This is a genomic window from Beijerinckia mobilis (assembly GCF_000745425.1).
Classification (GTDB): domain Bacteria; phylum Pseudomonadota; class Alphaproteobacteria; order Rhizobiales; family Beijerinckiaceae; genus Beijerinckia; species Beijerinckia mobilis.
Map to the genome: position 1 here is coordinate 36,080 of NZ_JQJH01000002.1, position 19,644 is coordinate 55,723.

Consider the following 19,644-nt stretch of genomic DNA (forward strand, 5'->3'; position numbering starts at 1 on the left):
TAAGAGCATTGTCGAAAACATTCACTCTGCCGCTAGGCGCTCTCGGGTCCACCTGACTGTTCCTGGACCGTCAGTTGTTTGAATATCCATAAATACTTAAAATATATTGTGTTCGTCCTTAATCGAGGATGTTCTAAAACTTTAGGAACGTCGGTGACGGAACCTTATGGAACATTTCATACAATTCCATCTCGCCTCCGCCTTGGCGTCATTCATGGGATTATGTTTCCGCTTCACGGATGGGCGGAGAGAATATCCATGATGTCTTCCAATAATGATACGAATCGGGGACTGCCATGAATGAAATTGACAGAAATGATGCTTTCGCGCGTGAGTTGATCGCTTTCAGAATCGGCGTGCAGGAATTCTGCGTCGATATCATGTCTGTGCGTGAAATACGTGGGTGGACACCTGCAACGGTCCTGCCGCAATCACCGGGTTTCGTGCGGGGCGTCATCAATTTGCGCGGAGCCGTCTTGCCGATCGTCGATCTTGCCGCGCGTCTGGGCTTCCCGGCCGCCGAGCCGACGGTCCGTCATGTCATCATTGTCGTTCAGGTCGTCCATCCGCTGCTTGGCCACCAGGTCATCGGCCTTCTCGTCGACGCTGTTCTCGATATTCTGAGTGTGACGGATGAGATGATCCAGCCGACGCCTGAGGTTGCTTCTGAAATGGCGAAATTGTTCGTGCGCGGTGTTCTCGCCATCGATGGCCGCATGATCAGTCTCATTTCCCTCGATCAGGTGCTCCCTGCGGCTGCATGCGAGGCGGCGTGACGGCGACGGTCAATGATGGAGAATGGCATGACGACAAGAACCATGGCGCCGCATGAAGGGGTCAGCCGGGCGCAAGCCATGCGGCATAATCCATTGGCCAAGAGTCTCGTCGATGGGGAATTCATTCTGACGGCGGAAGATTTTCGGCAGATCGCGCATACATTACATTCCAGCACAGGCATCTATCTGCCGGAATCGAAGGCCACGCTGGTCTATTCCCGGCTGGCGAGACGCTTGCGTCTGCTCGGATTGACGAGCTTTCATGATTATTGCGCCCTGATCGGCGATAAGGCCGGTGTGGATGAACGTCAGCGGATGCTCGCTGCGTTGACCACCAATGTCACGCGCTTCTTTCGGGAACCGCATCATTTCGAGCATTTGCGGACGCAGGTGCTGCCACCTCTTCTCGATGGTGCGCGCCGCGGCGGTCGGGTCCGGCTCTGGTCCGCGGCCTGTTCGAGCGGGCAGGAACCCTATTCGATCGCCTTGACCGTGCTTTCCCTCCTGCCGGACGCGGCGCGTTATGACGTGAAAATTCTCGCGACCGATATTGATCCCGTGGTTCTCGGCGAAGGGCGGGCGGGCGTTTACGCCGAGACGGCGATGGCCGGCGTTCCGTCTACTCTCCTATCCTGGTTCGCTCCGGTCGATGTTGACGGCGAGAAATGGATGAGTGTCAGCGAGTCCATGCGTGCGCTCGTCAGTTTCCGCGAACTCAATCTGATCGGCGATTGGCCGATGAAAGGCACGTTCCAGGCGATTTTCTGCCGCAACGTTGTCATCTATTTCGAGGAAGAAACACAAAGCCGGATCTGGAACCGTTTCCAGCCGTTTCTCGAGCCGGGAGGTGTCCTCTATATCGGCCATTCGGAACGGCTCACGGGGGATGCCGCACATGCTTTTGTGGGCGATGGCATCACCACCTATAGGCGTTTACAGAAGGAGCAGGCATGAGACCGGTCCGCGTGCTCATCGTCGATGATTCTATTACCATGCGGCGGCTGATCGCCATGGTGCTCAAACGCGATCATGATATCGATGTCGTCGGGGAGGCGAAAGATCCGCTCGAAGCACGCCAGGCGATGAAGGCTCTCGACCCTGATGTTGTGACGCTTGATGTCGAGATGCCGAACATGAATGGTCTCGATTTCCTCGACAAGATCATGCGCCTGCGGCCGACACCGGTCATCATGGTGTCGAACCTCACGGCGCAGGGTACGTCGGCGACGATCAAGGCGCTGGAGATTGGGGCTTTTGATTGCGTGGCGAAACCGGCGATGGGAGAAGCGAACCTCTTTCCCGACCTCGCTGCAAAGGTCAGGGCGGCCGCAGGGGCGCGCGCCTCGTTGCGTCCGACGCCGGTGCGGCCCGCTGCGATCACGCAGCCGCGCGAAAGATCCGGCGCGGGTGCTCATGACAATTTCCAGCCGGGCGCACGCCTCGTCGCTATCGGTGCCTCGACTGGCGGCGTGGAGGCGCTCATCACCGTCCTTTCAGGCTTTCCGCAAAATTGTCCGCCGACAGTGATTGCGCAGCATATGCCCGCCGGCTTTACCCGCAGCTTTGCCGAACGGTTGAACCGGCTGAGCCTTCCGCGCGTCGCTGAAGCGCAGGATGGTGCGCCGCTCGAGGTCGGTCAAATCTATCTGGCGCCGGGCGGTCCGCGTCATCTCGAAATCGCGGCTGCGGGTGCTAATGGCCTGCGTTGCAGGCTTCGCCAGGCGGACCCTGTCAATGGTCACCGTCCTTCGGTCGATGTGCTGTTTTCCTCCATTGCCCAGGTGGCCGGTCCGCGCAGCGTCGGCGTACTTTTGACAGGAATGGGACGGGACGGCGCCGAAGGTCTGCTGGCGATGCGCCGGCAAGGCGCGCGCACCTTTGGTCAGGATGAAGCCAGCTCCCTCATTTATGGCATGCCCCGGGCCGCTTATGAAATTGGCGCGGTTGAGAAACAGGTCCCGTTGCACAGGATCGGGGCCGAGATTCTGCGTGCCACCAGCCTTTATGGAGAAGAAAAATGCCCTTCGCCGCTGCCGTGAAAGTGCTCATCGTCGATGACCAGCTAACCAGCCGGCTTCTCATTCGCGGGGGGCTCCAGGACTTGGGGATGTCGGAAATCGAAATGGCCTCGAATGGCGAGGAAGCCCTGAAAAGCCTTTCGGGCAGAGCCGCGCATCTAATCATTTCCGATTTCCACATGCCGAAGCTCGATGGAATCGGGCTCTTGCGGGCTGTCCGTGCGCATGAAGCCACACGCAAGATTCCTTTCATCATGCTGACCGGGAAAAGCGACAGGGCGTTGATGGAACGGGCCGCCAGCGCCGGAGTCAACAACTTTCTGGCCAAGCCCTTCACCGTGCCGGTGCTGAAATCGCAGATCGAGGCCGTGATTGGAAAACTCAAATGACAAGAATGAATGCGCCTTTGCGGTCCAATGAGCGCGCGGATAGGGCTGCGGATAGAAAAATTCCTCCCGGTCATGTAGCCGGTGGAGCCTCTACATTGTCTTTACAGCCGGGTGAGAAGGCCGGGCGGGAAAAACGGATTCATATCATTCAGGGTGAATATTATGTCAGCGACGATCCGGACGTGGTGATTACGACTTTGCTCGGATCCTGTGTGGCTGCTTGTATCCGTGATCCGGTCGCTCATGTCGGTGGTATGAATCATTTTCTTTTGCCGGGGCACGGGTTGTCCTTTGCACCGCAGGGTCACGCTTCGATCCGAGAAGCCGAGCGCTATGGTGTCTATCTGATGGAGCTTCTGCTCAATGGTATTCTGCAGAGGGGTGGGCACCGGTCACGGCTTGAGGCCAAATTGTTTGGCGGTGCCTGTACACGCGAGGGTATGGTCGATATCGGCACGCAGAATGCGGATTTCGCGGAACATTTCCTTCATAATGAGGGGATTCACATTATCGGCGGGAGCCTGCGAGGGTCGCGTGGACGGCGCATACAATTCTGGCCGGTTTCGGGGCGGGCGCGGCAGGTCTTTCTCAAGGATGATGGGCTGGTGACGGCGGTGCCGGCAAAGCCCCTCGTGCAGCCGGAAGCGGGCTCGATCGAACTTTTTTGACGGGTCTCGTCAAAATAAGAGTCGCTGCGCTGGATTTTTACGCTTTGCGGCCGCTCGTCTGAGATGCCGGAGTAAAGACGATTGCCGTTTCCGAGATTGGCCATGATGGATGATGAACACGAAACACCCTTGATTCCATCGGTGTCAGAACGCGAGGCGGGCGCGCCGCTCGGCGAGGTTCTCGGGCGTGTCGCCGTGGAATTGGCGCAGCTTGGAGAGGCGATGGGGCGTTTCCAGGGGGCGCTCAGTCCGCTCCTCGTCGGGCGCGACGACAGGATCGGTTTTGGTGACGCCGCCTCCTTGCGAGACATTCAAACGATCGACCATGTCTCGCAGACATTGGATTGTCTCGCGGATTTTCTCGCAAAAGTGGCGGTTCAATTGCCCGTAAACTGGCGCATGGATTCGGAATCGGCCCTGCAGGCTGTCAAACTTGCCGCGCTTTCCTCAAAACTGAGGCCGCACCAAGAGGAGCCGGCGGGTTCTCTCTCCATTCCGGGTGAATGCGAGCTGTTTTGAACGGGGACGAGCATGGGCCGTCCCGGTTGGATGATTTGCCTTGACGTTGCGGCATGGCGGGCTTCCAACTCTGGTGCTTCCTGGAGACATTCCATGATGGCACGCGCCTTTTGTGTCATCACTTTTCGATTTGTGTCGCGTTGATGGTCAAGGGCTGGGCCATAGAGCAGTTCGCACACGATCGGTTTTTCGCGCAGAACCTGCCAGATATGAGGGATGAGACTCATGTCGCCGATCCAGGCCGCCGTCGCGGATGAATAGCGGATCAGGATGGGCTGCACTGGCACGCTTTCGCGTTCGGGCATTGCTGTGAGTGCGAGGCCTGGCGCCGCGAAATGGGAGCTGTGGAATTTCAGAAGCCCATTGCCCGCGCCGGTCGTGCCTTCGGGAAACAACAGCACGTCGCGGTTGCTGGCAAGGCAATCGGCCATCATCCTGTTGGCGGGAATGATCGAACGCCGTCTTTTCCGGTCGATATAGATCGTCCGTTCGACCTTGGCGAAAGTCGAGACGAGCGGCCAGCGCGCAATCTCACTCTTGCCGACGAAGCTCGCCGATTCGACGCTGGCCAGGGCAAGGATGTCGATCCAGGAAATATGGTTTGCGATGAGAAGCCGGGCGCCGGTTCTTTCGCTTCGAGTCGCACAGTTGATACGGATGCGCAGGATACGCAAGAGCAATTGTGCGAAATTCTGTGTCATCCGCGCCGACAAATGCGGAAAACGCCGTTGCGCAAGGAATTGCAGTGGCACGGCGCAACACAGGAAAATGACAAGCGTGGCGATGAGGCCGATCAACCTGAGGAAGTTCATGATCCTCGCCCGAAAGACAAAATAGAAGCCAATGAGTATTGGCGGTCGAACCCTACCACGAACATACAGTGCGATGATGACACTATGTAGCCGACAGGAAAGCATTAGACTATAAAGGCAAAAGTCCGCGAGAAATTTTTCGAAACTCCTGGCATTCACAAGCTCTTCGCCGAATTGTCATCAAGGCGTCGCAGCTTGCGCCTAGGGTTATTCATCGCTTCCTCTTGAGACGTGTCGGCGCATGTGGTCTTTCGGTTCGGCGTTCGGCTTTGGCGTTCATTCCGAGGAATATTCATCGCCGCCTTCCGCTGTCGAGCCTGAAACCGTTCGGCGGCGTGATCGGGCAAGCGGGTCGCCGCTTCCAGCTATGCTCGGAGCCTCGGGGCCATTCGAAATCCGTCTCGCGCAAAACAAGCGCGATATCAAAAAAGCCCAGCGTCTGCGTTACAAGGTTTTCTACGAGGAAGGCGGCGCGACGGCGCATTCACGCAGTGCTTTGCTGCGGCGTGATCTTTGCGCGCTCGACAAGATCTGTGATCATCTGCTTGTATTCGATACCGCCCATCGCAATCGTTTCGGCCGTCTCAAACCCAAACTCGTCGGCACCTATCGGCTCTTGCGGGGCGACGTCGCGGAAAAATATGGCGGCTTCTATAGCCAGACGGAATTTCTGATCGCGCCGATGCTGGCCCGCCATGCGGACAAGCGTTTTCTCGAACTTGGACGCTCGTGCGTCCATGCCGATTACCGCTCGAAACGCGTGATCGAATTGTTGTGGCGCGGACTTTGGATCTATGCGCAGCATTATGAAATCGATGTGCTGATCGGCTGCGCCAGCCTGCCCGGGACGCAGGCCAAGAAGCTCGCTTTGCCCCTGAGTTTTCTGCATCATCACGCCCAAGCCGAGCCGGAATGGCAGGTGCGGCCCTGCGGCACCTCGGCCGTCTCCATGGCGATCCTCGACAAACAGGAAGTGGATCCCCGGCGGGGTCTTGCGTCCTTGCCGCCGCTTATCAAGGCTTATTTGCGGGCGGGCGCGCGCTTTGGCGATGGTGCTGTGATCGACTGGCAATTCAATACGACCGATGTGTTCACGGTCATGCCGCTCGATCAATTGGGTGAACGCTACATCGAACATTATACTGTGCCCGCGGCTTCCCCTGCCTTCCTGCCGGACGGTCAGGAAAATCGTCACGAGAATCGGGCCGCATAGAACGTTTCGGACATATCCGGAAACATGCCACCTAAAAATCAACGCATTTTCGCGCGAATGAAATCGCGAAAGCTCTTGTGTTTGTTCCCCAATGCTCATGGCGGGTGGAGAGCCTTCGCGGGAGACTACACATAAACATGAGCGTATTCAGCCTCAATAACCGATCGCTGAAGTTCCACGCTGGCGTGTATCAGCCGCGCCCATGAGAAAGCTGGAAAGGCGGGCGATGCTCTGAGCGGAGCCCCAGGCATCGAAGATCTTTACATGATGGCCGAGCCTTTCCAGGCTTTCGATCGTATCGGGAGACAGGCCACGTTCGACCTGCAGTTCATCCGGCAGCCATTGATGATGAATGCGCGGTGCAGCGGTTGCCTCGGCGATATTCATTTTAAAATCGATCGTATCCATGAGAATGCCGAGGACGATCGTGATGATGCGCGAGCCACCGGGCGAACCGGTGACCAGTTCGAGCTCGCCATCCTTGCCGAAGACCATCGTGGGGGTCATCGAGGAAAGCGGCCGTTTGCGCGGGCCTGGCGTATTGGCGCCGCTGCTGACGAGTCCATAGGCATTGGGCGCACCGGGCTTGGCGGAGAAATCGTCGAGTTCGTTGTTCAAAAGCACACCGGTGCCTTCGGCGACGAGACCGATGCCGTAGGAGAAATTCAGCGTATAGGTGTTGGAGACCGCGTTGCCCTCGGCATCGACGACGGAAAAATGCGTGGTTTGGTCGCTTTCATGTGGGATGAAATCGAGCGCATGGAGGGCCGAGGACGGCGTGGCGTTCGCCGGATCGATCTGCGCCCGAAGTTCCGACGCATAGCTCTTGGAAAGAAGCTTTTGCAGGGGAATTGCGACCGCATCGGGGTCGCCCAGATAATGGGCGCGATCGGCATAGGCGCGGCGCATGGCCTCTCCGGTCAGATGGATGGTCCGCGCCGAATCCGGGCCGTAATCGGCAAGCGGAAAGCCTTCGAGAATATTCAGGATTTCTATGAGATGGGTTCCACCGGCCGAAGGCGGCGGCATGGAAATCACTTTATGGCCGCGATAGACGCCGGAGACCGGCTGGCGCTCGATGGCGCGATAATTGGCGAGATCGTCAAGCGTCATCGATCCACCGGCGGCTTTGACGGCCGCCACGATTCTGCTCGCGACGGGGCCGGTGTAGAAAGCTTTCTCGCCGTCGCGTCCGATCGCTTCGAGCGTGGTTGCGAGATCCGTTTGAACGAGGCGCGCCCCGGGTTCCAGAGGATGGCCTTCCCCATCGAGAAAGATTGTGGCGCTCGACGGCCATCGGCGCAGGAGATCATATCCGTAATAAAGGGAATCGGACAGATCCTGGCCGACGTTGATGCCATCGCGGGCAAGCGCGACGGCGGGCGCGACAAGCTCGGCCAGCGTCAGACGCCCGGAACCGTATTGCCGGTGCGCCAGTGCAAGCCCGGCGACCGTGCCCGGCACGCCGACGCCCAGACCACTGCGGCGCGAGCGTTCCGGATCGGCATGTCCATCGGCGTCGAGAAAGGTGGTTTCAGTCATCGCCTCGGGAGCGGTTTCCCGGTAATCGATGGCGATTGTTTTGTCATCCTTCGCGAGATGCACCAGCATGAAGCCACCGCCGCCGAGATTGCCGGCGCGCGGCAGAGTGACGGCAAGGGCGAAGGCGACTGCGACGGCGGCATCAACGGCATTGCCGCCTTGTTGCAGAATCGCGACGCCGATTGATGCGGCTTTGGTTTCCTGAGCTGCGACCATGCCGTGGCGGGCAAGAACCGGCAGAAACCGTCCTTCACTGGCAAGACGGGGAGGCTGCTCTGCATGCACCGGAATCGCGAATGGACCGGCGCATGGCCCGATGAGCCAGAGCAGAATCGCGAAAAGAGAGCGGAGGACCGGACGCAGGCGCTTTGGATTTTGCGGATCCGATGGCCGGCGGGGGAAAAGGCCGCAAGAATAGACGGAGGAAGGGCCAAGGTGGTGGGGAGGCTTGCTCATGCGCCGCTTTCTATTCTGTTGCATTGCGCTTCAGCCCGGCCGCAACGGTTCGCATCACCATGCACTGGAGAAAGTCGAACCCGGCAACGCCAGTATTTCCTGGAGATGGGACGGGGAGATCGCCGCACAGCTCTTTAGGCCCGGCTCACAATCAGCGCGGATGCCTTGAAGAGGGGTCGGCATTAGAGAGGAGCGGGATTCCCATTCAGGGTATTTGCCGGATCCCAACCATAAGACAAGGTCTCAAAACGCATATGCAGGGCATCGACTAAAAGGAGGCGTCCGACCAAGCCTTCGCCGAAACCGACGATTTCGCGGATGACCTCCAGAGCCATCATTGCACCGATCATACCCGTCAGGGCGCCAAGCACGCCGGCTTCCTCGCAGGTCGGCACGGATCCTTCCGGTGGCGGCTCTGGAAACAGGCAACGATAGGTCGGATTAGGCTTGCCGTCCGGCTGCGTTTCAAAGGGCCGCAAAGTCGTGAGCGATCCATCGAAAGTGCCGACCGCCCCCGTTACGAGCGGACGGCGGGCATGGAAGCAAAGGTCGGAGACGAGATAACGGGTGGCGAAATTATCCGACCCATCGGCGATGATGTCATAGCGCTCGATAAGCTCCCGCGCATTGCCTGCATCGAGGCGCATTGCATAGGGCGTGAGAACGACATGGGGATTGAGGCGTTGCACCGCATCCCTGGCACTGGCGACCTTGAGGCGGCCGAGGTCCGGTGTCCCATGCAGCACCTGCCGCTGGAGATTGGATAGCGAGACTTCGTCATTATCGATGACGCCGATCTCCCCGACACCTGCGGCGGCGAGAAACTGGATGAGGGGGGACCCTAGGCCGCCGGCGCCGATGACGAGAATATGAGCCGCCTTGAGTTTCTGTTGCCCCTGGCCACCGATATCCCGCAGGAGAATGTGGCGACCATAGCGTTCGATTTCTTCGGGAGACAGGATGGCCGACATTCATGCCCCGTGCGTTAAGCAGCCTGGACCGTTTCGGATATGTCCAGAAACGCTCTACTCGAAAAACAAGAGTATTTTCAGTATCATGGAACCGCAAGGCGATTCAACATTATCGGGAAAAACTGTTGCATGGCTAAAGCCACGGTTGATTTTGCTTTTAGAAACAAAATCGGAGCGGCTCTGACTTGTAAGTGTCAGCAAACTTCGGAGAGTTTGCTTGGAGCAGTTTCAAGTGGTGCAGTTCGGAAACATCCGAACATGCTCTAGGCATTGGCCTGAATGGCTTCGTTGTTTCCCGGATGAATCGATGTATCGCCGGAGCAAGAGCACATCAAGCCGGAACGCGCCGCCGTGTTCCGGCTCTTCCCTGAAGTATGATGCATTCAGGCAGCATGGCCCGGTGATCGCATCCTCCTGCCGCCTATCCACCGTCTTCGGAGAAAGCTGATAAGGCGCGGGATGGGAAGACCGTGCCTGTACGGGCTACCGCTCCTTGAAGGATAGTCTCCAAGGGCGGTTTCGCCGAGGTCGATTTGCAAACGGGATTTGCGAATGGGAGCGCTTCGCGTCCAAAACAATCGCGCGGCAAGACCCCTTCGCGCGACTCATTCGGCGGCGATAGGCGGTGCGGCGGCGAGCGTGTCGCAGATTTCATCGACGACGGATTCGACGAGATCCTGATCATCCGCCTCTCCCATTACGCGGATGACTGGCTCCGTGCCGGAGGGGCGGATGACGAGACGGCCGCCGCAGGCGCCGAGCCTTTGGCGTCCTTCTTCGATCGCATGGATGACATGGGCTTCATCGAGCGTGCTTTTGGTGACGCCACGGACATTCTTGAGGATTTGCGGCACCGGCACGAACCGCCGGCAGACCTGGCTGACCGGCTTGCCCAGCCGCTTGACGACAGCGAGCAGTTGCAGCGCGGCGACGAGCCCGTCGCCTGTCGTGCAATAATCCGACAGGATGATGTGGCCGGATTGCTCGCCGCCGAGATTATAGCCCTTGGCGCGCATGGCCTCGAGAACGTGACGGTCACCCACGGCGGTCCGCTCGAGCGTGAGGCCGAGGCTGGACAGATAGCGCTCAAGGCCGAGATTGGACATGACGGTGGCGATGATGCCGGGATGTTTCAGGCGTCCCTCTTCCAGCCAGCTCGCGGCGATGACCGCCATCAGCTGGTCGCCATCGACGACTTTGCCCATTTCGTCGACGATGATCACGCGGTCCGCATCGCCGTCGAGCGCAATGCCAATATCGGCGCGCACCTCATGCACCTTTTTGATGAGGGCGCCCGGTGCGGTCGATCCGACCTCGCGATTGATGTTGAATCCGTCCGGTTCGACTCCGATGGAAAAGACTTCGGCGCCGAGTTCCCAAAGCGCCTCCGGCGCGACCTTGTAGCCCGACCCGTTGGCGCAATCGATGACGATGCGCAATCCTTCGAGGGAGAGCGAACGTGTGAGCGTGCGCTTGGTGAATTCGATATAGCGCGCCTGCGCGCCCTCGATCCGCTTGGCGCGGCCGAGGTCGGCCGGCTTCGAGAGTTTGGGCGGGACCTCACGCGTCAGCATGGATTCGATTTCGGCCTCGACCTCGTCGGAGAGTTTGAAACCGTCCGGCCCGAACAACTTGATACCGTTATCCTCGTAAGGATTATGCGAGGCGGAGATCATGACACCGACATCGGCGCGCATCGAGGGGGTCAGCATGGCGACCGCCGGCGTCGGCATGGGTCCGAGCAGCAGTACGTCCATACCCACCGAGGTGAAACCCGCCACCATCGCATATTCGATCATATAGCCGGAAAGGCGGGTGTCCTTCCCGATCACGACGCGATGACGTTGGTCGCCGGTGCGTTGGAACAGGACGCCGGTCGCCTGGGCGACTTTCATCGCCAGCTCAGGCGTTATGGCGGCATTCGCGCGGCCACGGATTCCATCGGTTCCAAAATATTGGCGTGCCATGATTTGGCGTCCTTTCAATCGCTCTCAGCCACCGAACCTCTGCTTCACGAGCCCTGGACCGCGCTGCGGGAGCCGGCGGATGAACGATGGCAAGAATTCCTCTAAGCCCATGCCGGTAAACAGACTTTCGACGGAACCGCGATTCGGTAAAGTTTTATGGGATAAGAAGAGTTTGACTGGTCAACCATGCCTGAGGCTGATGCGTCAGGCCGGTCGTCAATTGTCTCAAGGTCAAGAAAAGATCGTCTCGTTCCTGCAGGATGGATTGAGCCCGCTTCCTGATCGAAATGAACGATATCTTTCAAATTGCCAATAGAGCCAATAGCTCGGACCGGGGTCCGGTGTGCGAGGAGCCCGATGAGACGCTTTGACGGCATCCCTTCGAAAATTGCGACTGCTCACAGCGAAAATTTGCAGCATTCCCACTAAAGAACATGCACCGCTTGTCCGTCCGCTTCGGGCTTTATGCTTCCGAGCATCGACCATTAAATTGATCGCCGCGTGTTTTGATCGCGGTAAAACGCTTCTTGTCCGCACCCGATGGAACAATCCGGTCTTTCAAGGGAGCCGTTCGAACATCGTCCCGGCGGAGGGTGGAACGTGATCCGTCGGATCAATGGGCCACGATCCTGACCATACTATAATCCATCTGAGAGGCAATCGGTCCGACTTGATTAGGCATCGGTCTCATGACAAGGTTTTCGAATAAGAATGTTGGTACGGTCTCAACTTCTGTTTCCGATCCATATTTAAGAAAATCAATTCAATAAAGCTGTAGCCTGTTTCCTTGCGGAAATGGTCCGGGACGTTTCTGAGATGCTATAGAGGCTTCTCTCGGAGGTGTCTTGCCGGGGAGACAAGCCCGGTGCGGTTTTTCCGGCAATCAGCGTCCAGCCGGAAGCGTTACCTGTCGGCTTTTTCACTTGCCTTGCCGTCGTTCATCGGTCTTCCTGCGGGAGGATGGGGATCGGTTCATGAGTTTTGCCAGATTGTTTTTATTTTCTCGTATGATGGCCGCCGGCCGCCTGGCCCGGAACGCCCTGAGCTTTTCGCCTGCCATCTGGCCTGTTGGTCTTGCCCTCCTGTCCCCCGCCGTCGCACAGCCGCTCGAAGCGGGGACGAACGGCGGGCTTTATGCCCAGAATTATGATTATGCGCCCAATGATTACGGTGATGGCGGCTACGGCCGCGCGCCGGCGCAGGATAGTGCAGGCCTGCTGGTGCGTATCGACAAGCTGGAAAACCAGGTTCGTCAACTCACCGGCCAGATCGAGCAGATGCAGTTTACGACGCGCAAGCTCGAGGATCAGTTGAAGAAATTCCAGGAGGATGTCGATTTCCGCCTGCAGGAAAGTGGCAATGCCGGACGCGGAGCGGCAGGTACCCCCACATCTCCTGCTGCCGCTCCAAGGACGCCGCAACGGCGCGGCGATGTGACCGATGGCATTGGTGCGCTTGCCAGCCAGCTGGCGGAGGATGGTGATGGGGATTTGCCTCCCGCCGTCCCCACGGGAAAAAATGGTCGCCGGCGTGATGCTTTCGATCCCGCTGCCGACCCTGATGCGCCGGGTGCGCCGCGCTCGCTCGGAACCACGCCAGCCGCGAACAGACGAGCCGAGACGGTCAATGCGCCGCTTGACCTCGCCGGAGGGCGCTTGCGCGCCGAGGCGGCGCCGCAGCACAATGATGCGGCCGCGCCAGCCGCCAGCACCACGCTCGCATCGGTGCCCGCCAATCCGGTCCGGGAGGATTTCGATCTGGCGCTCGGCTATTTCCGCCAGAAAGAATATGAAAACGCCGAAAAGAGCTTTACCGCCTTTCTGGCCAAGAACGGCAAGAACCGCCTCGCTCCCGACGCCATCTTTTATCTTGGCGAAACCTATTATCGTCGTGGACGCCAGCGTGAGGCCGCCGAGCAATATCTCAAGATCTCGACGCATTATCCCAATACGGGCCGGGCGCCCGAAGCCATGCTGCGGCTAGGCCAGTCGCTCATCGCTCTCGGGGCAAAGGAACAGGCTTGCGCAACATTCGCCGAGATCGATCGCAAATATCCCAATGCATCGGCGCAGGTGAAAGCGAATGCGGATCGCGAAGCCAAACGTCTGCAATGTTGAGCCTGTGTTGAGCGGAGCGGCGGCGCTCCCGCATGGTTCGGATGCAGGCCTCGATCCCGTTTCTCTGTCGGCGGGGGAGAAGAGCGTCCTTACGGCACCGCGGCCGGAAGGTCCCGCCGGTCAGGCTGAATGGGAAGAAGCGCCGGCTGATGATCTCGTTGCCTCCCAGAGGCTCGCCCGTCTGTTTCAGCCATTCGAGTCGATGACGAGCCTATTGCTCGCTGTTTCCGGCGGCCCCGATTCCGTTGCCTTGATGCTGCTGGCCGCGCGCTGGCGCCGGGACCGTGAGAGCATCGGCACGCCGGTGCCGCTGTTGCATGTGGCGAGCGTCGATCATGGCTTGCGGCCGGATTCCGCCCTTGAGGCGGAAAATGTCGGAAAATGGGCGGAAAGGCTCGGTTTGCCGCATCACCTTTTGCGATGGGAAGGCGAGAAGCCAAAGACCCGGCTGCAGGAACGGGCGCGGGAGGCACGCTATGCTCTTTTGACTGCTCATGCGGAACGGATCGGCGCCGAGGGGATCGTCACGGCGCATCATGCCGATGATCAGGCGGAGACGATTCTTTTCCGTTTGCTGCGCGGGAGCGGGCTGCGTGGCTTGCGCGGTATGGAGGCTTTTTGTCTGCGCAATGGCTTGCCGCATTTCCGGCCCTTGCTTGAACTGACGAAAGCCGATTTGCTGACCGTCTGTGTCCAGGCGCATCATCCTTTCGTAAGGGATCCGTCCAATACCGACACGCGTTTCGCGCGGGCCAGGCTCCGGGGAATGGAACGGCAAATGGCGGAAATCGGACTCGATCGCATGGGCCTGCTGCGTCTCGGAAGGCGTGCGGCCCGTGCCGACGAGGCGATCATTGCACGGACGGCACAGGTCCGGACTGCCCTGCCGGCAGAGCGGCGGTCCGACACCGTTTCGGTGGATTGCCGGGCGCTTCGAGATGAACCCGAGGAAATTCTGCTGCGATTCATTGAAGCGGAAATTCTCGCGCTCTCGGAAAAAGGCCAGCCCTTGCGGCTCGATCGTCTCGAAACATTGAGCGATGGTCTCGGTGCTGCGCTTCATGCCGCCAGTGCCTTCAAAGCGACGCTCGGCGGCATCTGTTTGCACCTTGACGCGTGCGGCAGGCTCGATTTGCGACGTGAAGGGCCAAGGGGTGCGAAGCGCCAGAGGCCTATTGAAGTTTGACCCGGAGCGGTTCGCGCAGGCGGCGTGAATGCTAGTAAGCCGCGACGCAATCCGATGATGCGTAGCCGGGCGATGCATCAAGCGGTGACTGGGGCAATGGAAGTGGTCCGAAACAAAGTATCTGCCATTTTACGGATAGGGTAATTCGCAGCTGTCGAACATCGTCGCATCGACCGGAAAGGGGTGCATTGATCTTTCTCCACCCTCTTTACGGCCGAATCGCCTCAAAGCGGCCGGCTGCGCTGATCGGTGCATCGGTAAGCCGATGCTTCTTCCATTAGCATTGATTTTGCATGGAAAATTTATGGTGGGACGGTTGTAAGCAAACGGACAGTTTATCCTTTGCGATGACCAGTTTTGGTTGGAGGCAGAGTCTCTTTTTCTAACGGCACGGGCCGCCGCGTCAGAGAACCGCCCTTATTTGCCGCTCTCCTGAGGGGCGCATTTGCTCCTGTTCTAACGGGCACTTGACTTTGCTTTCGCCACCGAGGGTCCTTGGCAAGGGGGCGCATGGCGCCTACATTGAAAAAATCGCGCCGGAGGGCGCTTCCTTCTACTACTGACGCTGAAGCTTTCGAGCCGGTCGGCGTGTCGCGGGATCGAAATGAATCCGAACTTCCGGAATTTCGCACTTTGGGTCATCATTATCCTCCTGGTGGCGGCGCTTGTAATGCTGTTCCAAAATCCCGGACAGCGAACGGCGACCCAGGACATCACTTTCAGCCAGCTGCTGAATGAGGTCGACCAGGGGAAGGTGCGCGAAGTCACGATCGCCGGCAATGAGATCAGCGGTCATTTCACCGATAACCGCGCCTTCGCGACCTATGCGCCGAACGATCCGAATCTCGTTCAGATGCTCTATAAAAAGAACGTCTCGATCTCGGCCAAGCCTCCATCCGACGGCAATAATTGGCTTGTGACGCTGCTCGTCAACGGGCTGCCGCTCATCGCTATTTTTGGCGTCTGGATTTTTCTGTCACGGCAGATGCAGGGGGCGGGTGGCAAGGCAATGGGTTTCGGCAAATCGAAAGCCAAGCTTTTGACCGAGGCCCATGGCCGGGTGACCTTCGAGGATGTCGCCGGCGTCGACGAAGCGAAGGAAGATCTCCAGGAAATCGTCGAATTCCTGCGTGATCCGCAGAAGTTCCAGCGGCTCGGCGGGCGCATCCCGCGCGGTGTCCTGCTTGTCGGCCCTCCCGGTACAGGTAAAACCCTGCTCGCCCGGGCAATCGCCGGCGAGGCCAACGTGCCCTTCTTCACCATTTCCGGTTCGGATTTCGTGGAAATGTTCGTCGGCGTCGGCGCGAGCCGCGTCCGCGACATGTTCGAACAGGCGAAGAAGAATGCGCCCTGCATCATCTTCATCGATGAGATTGACGCTGTTGGCCGGCACCGTGGTGCGGGTCTCGGCGGCGGCAACGACGAGCGCGAACAGACGCTCAACCAGCTTCTGGTGGAGATGGACGGCTTCGAGGCCAATGAGGGCATCATCCTCATCGCCGCGACCAACCGGCCCGACGTGCTTGATCCGGCCCTTTTGCGTCCCGGCCGTTTCGACCGCCAGATCGTCGTCCCCAACCCCGACATCGTCGGCCGCGAGCGTATTCTCAAGGTTCATGTCCGCAAGGTGCCGCTGTCGCCGGATGTCGATCTCAAAACCGTGGCGCGCGGGACGCCGGGCTTTTCCGGCGCCGATCTCATGAATCTCGTCAATGAGGCGGCCCTGATGGCGGCGCGGCGCGGCAAGCGCGTCGTGACTATGGTCGAATTCGAAGATGCAAAGGACAAGATCATGATGGGTGCGGAACGCCGCACGCTCGTCATGACCGAACAGGAAAAGACGCTGACTGCCTATCATGAAGGCGGCCATGCGCTGGTGGCGCTCAATGTGCCGGCGACGGATCCGGTTCACAAGGCGACGATCATTCCGCGCGGGCGCGCGCTCGGCATGGTCATGCAATTGCCCGAGCGGGATAAATTGTCGATGAGCTATGAGCAGATGCTCTCCCGGCTCGCCGTTCTCATGGGTGGCCGTGTCTCCGAGGAAATCGTCTTCGGCCGTGACAAGGTGACCTCCGGTGCCCAGTCCGATATCGAACAGGCGACCAAGCTGGCGCGGGCCATGGTGACCCGCTGGGGCTTCTCGGAAGAACTCGGCACGGTGATGTATGGCGAGAACCAGGAGGAAGTGTTTCTCGGCTATTCGATGGGGCGGCAGCAGAATATTTCCGAAGCCACTTCCCAGAAGATCGATGCGGAAGTCCGCAGGCTCGTCGAGATGGGCCTTGCCGAAGCCACGCGCATTCTGACCGAGAAACGCGCCGATCTCGAAACACTCGCCAAGGGGCTCATGGAATTTGAGACGCTCTCGGGCGAGGAGATTTTGGGATTGCTCCAGGGCCGGGTTCCTGTCCGCGACATCAGGGAGGAGCCGACTCCGCCGCGTGGTTCGACGGTGCCGACGACCGGTGTCAGCCGTCCGAAATCCGGACCCGAACCGGGCCTTGAGCCGCAACCGCAGGTTTGAGTCCGCCTGCGGATCGATACTGGAAAGTAAAAGGGTGAAAGGCGCGTCCTTTCACCCTTCTTTTTTGGAAGAATCTCTTCTGGAATACATTCATAATGACGGTCTTTTGATAGGAAACTTCTATCGATGAGTACGGCCCGGCTTTGATGCGCTTCGCTCTGACGTTGCGAATGGCCCGGCTGCCTGCAGATGATTGCGTTTTTTCAGCATGTTGGACTTGTTTTCGAGGCTTGCTGAACAGGGTCAGGCAGGAGCGGCAGGCGATGATTTGCAAGAAAATGATCGGCCTCGAACCGGCTGCCTTTGACGGAAAGCTCTTCGGCCGGGAGCATGGAAAAAGCTTCCAAAATTCGGATGTTGCAGCCTTTCACGCCGGTTCCTGAAGCGAAGATTCGCGGGGGAATGGTGGCTCGCCGATTCCTTTTCCAGGCTGGCTATCTCCCCTTTTACCGATGAAAATGAGTTGCTTAACAGGGGCGGACCTGCCACATTCCGCGCCGGGAAAATGCCATTCGGTCGCAGGAAGTTTTCCATAAACGCAGGTTTCGTTTATGCTGGAAGCCATTTCCATTGATCGTTTCGGTTGTCTTTTCCCAATTCCTGACTTCTAGGTTCTGGCTGACAAACTAAAACCGGTTCTCATGTCATCGCGACTGTTGTTCCGGCCTTTTTGGGTCGGCTTCAGATGGGCTTGGCATGATATCCGCTTCTGCCGCCGGTCGTTACGAGACGGTATGGCGTTGGTTCAATCACATCCTGAACATTCTTAAGGGGACACCGTGAAACGCTCATTTCTGATTTCAAGCAGCTTGCTTGTGGCTATGCTGTTCTCGAGCGGTGCCGCGACTGCCGATGACGCTTATGCGCCGGTTACCGAGGCCCGTCTGAACGATGCCGCCAAGGACAATGGCTGGCTCATGTATCGTCGCGATTATGGCTCGTCGGGCTATGCGCCCTTCGATACGATCAACACGAAAAACGTCACGGATCTGAAGCAGGTCTGGGATTTCAAGACCGATTTTGATATGGGTCATGAGGCGCCAGGCATCGTCAACGGTGACTATCTGTTCCTGACAACGCCGAAAAACGAATTGCATGCTTTCCAGGCCTCGACTGGCAAGCCGCTGTGGACCTACAAACATGATCTTTCCGGCGTCGGCCTGAAGACGATCTGCTGCGACGTGGTCAACCGCGGCGTCGCCCTTTACGGCGACAAGGTCTATATGGCAACGCTCGACAATCGTGTCGTCGCGCTCGATGCCAAGACCGGCAAGCTCCTCTGGAATACACAGCTCGAAAAGCCCGATATCGGCTATGCGATGACGGTCGCCCCGCTCGTCGTCAAGGGCAAGATCATCGTCGGCGTTTCCGGCGGCGAATATGGCGCGCGCGGCTTCATCTCGGCGCTTGATGCCGAGACCGGCAAGGAGGCCTGGCGCCAGCATACGATTCCTGCGCCAAACGAGCCGGGTGGCGATACCTGGCCGGAAGGTGCCTACAAGACCGGTGGCGGCGCTGCCTGGCTTACCGGCAGCTATGACAAGGATACGGATACGTTGTTCTGGGGTGTCGGCAACCCGGGCCCCTGGCTCGCCAAGCTGCGTCCCGGCGACAATCTCTTCACGGATTCCGTCATCGCCATGGATCCTGCGACCGGCAAGATCAAATGGCATTATCAGTATACGCCAAACGACAGCTGGGACTATGACGGCACCAATGAGACGGTGCTGGCGGATGTCAATTTCGAGGGTAAGGCTCACAAGGCTCTGCTCACGGCCAGCCGCAATGGCTGGGTCTATGCGATCGACCGGACTGACGGCAAGCTGATCAATGCCTGGAAGTTCGCGCATGCGACCTCCATCACCGGCTTCAAGGACGGCAAGCCGGTCGTCGATCCGGATAAATATCCCGATATCGGCAAGGAAATCTTCACCTGCCCGAGCTTCCTCGGTGGCAAGAACTGGTGGCCGACGGCGATCGATCCGGAGAACCATCTCTTCTTCGTCCCGACCGAACATACCTGCATGACCATGAAGGGGAATAAGGTCAGCTATCGCGCCGGTCTCCCGTTCCTCGGTGAATCCTTCCTCGTCAAGCGCGACCCTGAAAATCCCGATCATTGGGGTTCGGTCCAGGCCTTCGACGTGAATACCGGCAAGCAGGTTTGGCGCTTCCCCTCCGACCTTCCCTGGAATGGCGGCATGCTCGCGACTGCTGGCGGATTGCTCTTCTCCGGCAGCGCTGATGGTTTCCTTTATGCTTTCGATGCCAAGACCGGCAAGGTCTTGTGGAAGAGCCCCAAAATGACCTCTGGTATCATCGGCGTGCCGAGCACGTGGAAGGTCGGAGATAAACAATATATCGGCATTTATGCCGGCTGGGGCGGCGGTACGCCGATCTGGGGAGGAGAGATGGCCAAGGATCCGCGGGTTCTCAATATTCCGCTGGGCGGCCACTATTACGTCTTCTCATTATAACCAAAG

General features: G+C 58.7%; 15 protein-coding genes and 1 pseudogene. 11 read left to right on the forward strand and 5 right to left on the reverse strand.

The window, feature by feature from the left end:
* Positions 1–296 precede the first annotated feature (296 nt).
* The 6 genes from DL88_RS02340 to DL88_RS21145 all read left to right on the forward strand — a co-directional run bounded on the left by DL88_RS02340 (position 297) and on the right by DL88_RS21145 (position 4,370).
* On the forward strand, positions 297–776 hold the full coding sequence (locus DL88_RS02340; RefSeq protein ID WP_034991371.1) for a chemotaxis protein CheW: 480 nt from the start codon (positions 297–299) through the stop codon (positions 774–776).
* A 78-nt stretch (positions 777–854) separates the two neighbouring features.
* Positions 855–1,730, forward strand: coding sequence for a CheR family methyltransferase (locus DL88_RS02345; protein WP_034991946.1), 876 nt, complete (start codon positions 855–857; stop codon positions 1,728–1,730).
* Entirely contained in the window at positions 1,727–2,815 is a 1,089-nt protein-coding gene (locus DL88_RS02350; RefSeq protein ID WP_034991372.1) for a protein-glutamate methylesterase/protein-glutamine glutaminase, read from the forward strand. The genes DL88_RS02345 and DL88_RS02350 overlap by 4 nt, the downstream gene beginning before the upstream one ends.
* The gene (locus DL88_RS02355; RefSeq protein ID WP_034991373.1) at positions 2,794–3,183 is read left to right on the forward strand and encodes a response regulator; all 390 of its coding nucleotides are present in this window, start codon (positions 2,794–2,796) and stop codon (positions 3,181–3,183) included. Before DL88_RS02350 ends, DL88_RS02355 begins: the two co-directional genes overlap by 22 nt.
* Positions 3,180–3,851 (forward strand): chemotaxis protein CheD, encoded by a 672-nt coding sequence (locus DL88_RS02360; protein WP_245270589.1) that lies wholly within the window; start codon positions 3,180–3,182, stop codon positions 3,849–3,851. The genes DL88_RS02355 and DL88_RS02360 overlap by 4 nt, the downstream gene beginning before the upstream one ends.
* 222 nt (positions 3,852–4,073) lie before the next feature.
* Positions 4,074–4,370 (forward strand): DUF8776 family protein, encoded by a 297-nt coding sequence (locus DL88_RS21145; protein WP_503127415.1) that lies wholly within the window; start codon positions 4,074–4,076, stop codon positions 4,368–4,370.
* A 275-nt stretch (positions 4,371–4,645) separates the two neighbouring features.
* Here the strand turns inward: DL88_RS21145 and DL88_RS21150 are convergent.
* Positions 4,646–5,287: pseudogene (locus DL88_RS21150) on the reverse strand (lysophospholipid acyltransferase family protein); the annotation flags it as partial.
* A 136-nt stretch (positions 5,288–5,423) separates the two neighbouring features.
* Here DL88_RS21150 and olsB point away from each other — a divergent pair.
* On the forward strand, positions 5,424–6,395 hold the full coding sequence (gene olsB / locus DL88_RS02380) for a l-ornithine N(alpha)-acyltransferase (protein ID WP_084704824.1): 972 nt from the start codon (positions 5,424–5,426) through the stop codon (positions 6,393–6,395).
* A 153-nt stretch (positions 6,396–6,548) separates the two neighbouring features.
* Here olsB and ggt read toward each other — a convergent pair whose 3' ends face one another.
* The 3 genes from ggt to glmM all read right to left on the reverse strand — a co-directional run bounded on the left by ggt (position 6,549) and on the right by glmM (position 11,331).
* Complete coding sequence (gene ggt, locus DL88_RS02385) at positions 6,549–8,393, reverse strand: gamma-glutamyltransferase (RefSeq protein WP_084704891.1); 1,845 nt, start codon at positions 8,391–8,393, stop codon at positions 6,549–6,551.
* A 182-nt stretch (positions 8,394–8,575) separates the two neighbouring features.
* Positions 8,576–9,364 carry a HesA/MoeB/ThiF family protein gene (locus DL88_RS02390; protein WP_034991378.1) on the reverse strand — a complete coding sequence of 263 codons (789 nt, stop codon included), beginning with the start codon at positions 9,362–9,364 and terminating at the stop codon, positions 8,576–8,578.
* 605 nt (positions 9,365–9,969) lie between these two features.
* Positions 9,970–11,331 carry a phosphoglucosamine mutase gene (gene glmM / locus DL88_RS02395; protein WP_034991379.1) on the reverse strand — a complete coding sequence of 454 codons (1,362 nt, stop codon included), beginning with the start codon at positions 11,329–11,331 and terminating at the stop codon, positions 9,970–9,972.
* 974 nt (positions 11,332–12,305) lie between these two features.
* Here glmM and ybgF point away from each other — a divergent pair.
* The 3 genes from ybgF to ftsH all read left to right on the forward strand — a co-directional run bounded on the left by ybgF (position 12,306) and on the right by ftsH (position 17,161).
* On the forward strand, positions 12,306–13,448 hold the full coding sequence (gene ybgF / locus DL88_RS02400) for a tol-pal system protein YbgF (protein ID WP_084704826.1): 1,143 nt from the start codon (positions 12,306–12,308) through the stop codon (positions 13,446–13,448).
* Entirely contained in the window at positions 13,414–14,634 is a 1,221-nt protein-coding gene (gene tilS / locus DL88_RS02405; RefSeq protein ID WP_084704828.1) for a tRNA lysidine(34) synthetase TilS, read from the forward strand. Before ybgF ends, tilS begins: the two co-directional genes overlap by 35 nt.
* Positions 14,635–15,238: 604 nt before the next feature.
* Positions 15,239–17,161, forward strand: a complete 1,923-nt coding sequence (ftsH, locus tag DL88_RS02410; RefSeq protein ID WP_034991380.1) for an ATP-dependent zinc metalloprotease FtsH — start codon at positions 15,239–15,241, stop codon at positions 17,159–17,161.
* Here ftsH and DL88_RS20100 read toward each other — a convergent pair.
* Positions 17,106–17,435 carry a hypothetical protein gene (locus DL88_RS20100; protein WP_156970902.1) on the reverse strand — a complete coding sequence of 110 codons (330 nt, stop codon included), beginning with the start codon at positions 17,433–17,435 and terminating at the stop codon, positions 17,106–17,108. The two genes, ftsH and DL88_RS20100, sit on opposite strands and share 56 nt — an antisense overlap.
* Before the next feature lie 505 nt (positions 17,436–17,940).
* On the opposite strand from DL88_RS20100, the gene DL88_RS02420 reads away from it, so the two are divergent.
* Positions 17,941–19,638 carry a methanol/ethanol family PQQ-dependent dehydrogenase gene (locus DL88_RS02420; RefSeq protein ID WP_210165254.1) on the forward strand — a complete coding sequence of 566 codons (1,698 nt, stop codon included), beginning with the start codon at positions 17,941–17,943 and terminating at the stop codon, positions 19,636–19,638.
* Positions 19,639–19,644: the final 6 nt, after the last annotated feature.